This is a genomic window from Pengzhenrongella sp. (assembly GCF_036565025.1).
Lineage (GTDB): Bacteria > Actinomycetota > Actinomycetes > Actinomycetales > Cellulomonadaceae > Pengzhenrongella.
The window spans coordinates 1-2588 of record NZ_DATCNW010000257.1 but is presented as its reverse complement, the minus strand read 5'-3'; the positions used below and the strand labels follow the sequence as shown (position 1 = coordinate 2588).

Sequence of the window (2588 nt, the reverse complement as noted above, 5' to 3'; positions counted from 1 at the left end):
GCGGCGATCCCGTCGTGTCGGCCGACCCGCAGGTTGTCGCGCTGCGCGACATCATGCGTGAGCACCACCCGAGAGCCGGCGCCGATGCGGGAGAGCACCGTCAGCAGCACGTTGCGTTCCAGCGACTGCGCCTCGTCGACGATGACGAACGAGTCGTGCAGGGAGCGGCCGCGGATGTGGGTCAGCGGCAGCACTTCGAGCATGCCGCGGCCCATTATCTCGTCCATCACGTCGGACGAGACGAGCGCGCCCAAGGTGTCGAAGACGGCCTGCGCCCAGGGCGACATCTTCTCGTTCTCGTTGCCGGGCAGGTAACCGAGATCCTGACCGCCCACCGCGTACAGCGGACGGAACACGACGACCCGCTTGTGGGCGCGGCGCTCCAGCACCGACTCGAGTCCGGCACACAGCGCCAGCGCCGACTTGCCGGTGCCGGCGCGTCCGCCGAGCGACACGATGCCGACGTCCGGGTCGAGCAACAGGTCCAGCGCTACCCGCTGCTCGGCGGAGCGGCCGTGCAGGCCGAACGCCTCGCGGTCGCCTCGCACCAGCTTGACCTGCTTGTCCGGGGTGATCCGGGCCAGCGCGGAGCCCTTCGTCGAGTGCAGCACCAGACCGGTGTGGCATGGCAGGTCAGCGACCTCGGCGAAGTCCTCGTGCTCGACGAGGTCGAGCGGGTGACCGCCATAGAGCGCGTCGACGGAGTCGGTCGAAACGTTCAGCTCGGCCATCCCCGACCAGGGGCTCGAATCGCCCACCGGGTGCATGCGGTACTCGTCGGCGGTCAGCCCGACCGACGCCGCCTTGACGCGCAGCGGCATGTCCTTGGTTACCAGCGTGACATCGCGGCCCTCGTTGGCCAGGTTCAGCGCGACGGCCAGGATGCGCGAGTCGTTGCTGTCGACGCGGAAGCCCGCCGGCAGCGTAGAGAGGTCCGAGTGGTTGAGCTCGACGTTGAGCCGGCCGCCGGCATCACCGATCGGAACCGGCGCGTCGAGGCGGCCGTGCTTGATGCGCAGATCGTCGAGTACCCGCAGCGTCTGCCGGGCGAACCAGCCGAGCTCAGGGTGATGACGCTTGCCCTCCAACTCGCTGATGACCACCAGCGGGAGCACCACCTCGTGATCGCCGAACCGGCCGAGCGCCCCGGGGTCGGAGAGCAGGACGGAGGTGTCGAGCACGAACGTGCGCATGCCGGGACGCTCGGCCTGCGGCAGCAGGGCAGCACTCATAGGACGCTCCTGACAGGGGGTAGTGGCGTGCACGGGCGCATAGGGAACTCGCCGCGCTCTCGGGGATCCGGTCGATCCGGCCAGGTGCACCGCGCACCAGCGGGGATGTTCCGGTCCCCTCGCTGGTCGCTGCCACCGTTACGGGACCTCCCGAGCGGACCGGTTAGGCCGGCCCACCGATTCGGACGCTACGTCCTGCGCCCGCCCGTGCCCGGCAGGCTCGCGGCAACGCGGCGGTCAGGACATTTCGGCCGCGCGCGCCGGGTCGGCGCCCCACTGCGACCAGGAACCCGGGTACAGCGCGGTGTTGCGGTGGCCGGCGATCTCCAGCGCGAGCAGGTCGTGGCAGGCCGTGACGCCCGACCCGCAGTAGGCGATCGCCGGCCCGGCACCGATCGCCGCGAACCGCGCGCGCAGCGCCGCCGCGGCGAGAAACCGGCCGGTCGCCGGGTCCAGGTTGCCCGCCCATGGCGCGCTGTGGGCGCCGGGAATGTGGCCCGGACGTGGGTCGATCGCGGGGTCGCCGTGGGCATAGCGCTCGACGCTGCGCGCATCGAGCACCGCCGAGCCTGGCACCATCACCGCATCGGCGTCGGCGAAGCGCCCAGGCGGCCACGGGCGGGCGGTGCGCGCCACGGGTGAGAGCGCGGGCACGTCGGTGCTCAGCTCGGCCGGCCAAGACGAGAGCCCGCCGTCGAGCACGGCGGCCGGCTCGTCCAGCACCCGGAGTAACCACCACAACCGCGCCGCGTTCGAGCCGCCCGCGTCGTCGTACGCGACGACCGGCTGACCGTCGGCGATGCCCACCCGGCCGAGCGCCGCGGCGAAGTCCACGGGTGACGGCAGTGGATGGCGACCCTCGGCCGCGCTCGCCGGTGCGGACAGGTCGGCGTCGACGTCCAGCCACACCGCGCCCGGGACATGCCCTGCCTCGAACGCGGCGAGCCCGGACCGGCCGTCGAGGTACCAGCGCACGTCCACGACGCGTACCTCGTCCAGGTGCGCTGCAAGCCAATCGCCGGAGACGAGCAGGCCGGGGAGCGTCATCCCCCGTAGCGACGCTGGCGGGTGCCGTAGTCGCGCAGGGCGCGCAGGAAGTCGATCTTTCGGAAGTCCGGCCACAGCGCGTCGCAGAAGTAGAACTCCGAGTGCACCGACTGCCACAGCAGGAAGCCCGAGAGCCGTTGCTCGCCCGACGTGCGGATGACGAGGTCCGGGTCGGGCTGGCCCTTCGTGTACAGGTGCTCGGCGATGTGGTCGACGTCGATGACCTCGGCGAGCTCCTCGGACGGACGGTTGAGGTTGTCGGTCGAGAGCAGCCAGAGCGTGACGACCTTGACGCCGACCTCCTCGCTC

Annotated in this window: 3 protein-coding genes; all 3 read right to left on the bottom strand. The window is 71.4% G+C overall.

The annotated features are described in order from the left end of the window. The coding region (locus VIM26_RS14950; RefSeq protein WP_331952548.1) for a PhoH family protein at positions 1 to 1232 on the bottom strand (1232 nt) is incomplete at its 3' end. Positions 1233 to 1469: 237 nt separating this feature from the next. Continuing rightward, complete coding sequence (locus VIM26_RS14945; RefSeq protein ID WP_331952546.1) at positions 1470 to 2279, bottom strand: sulfurtransferase; 810 nt, start codon at positions 2277 to 2279, stop codon at positions 1470 to 1472. Further along, positions 2276 to 2588 (bottom strand): undecaprenyl diphosphate synthase family protein (locus VIM26_RS14940; protein ID WP_331952544.1); only part of this gene is annotated, 313 nt, incomplete at its 5' end. The genes VIM26_RS14940 and VIM26_RS14945, both read right to left, overlap by 4 nt.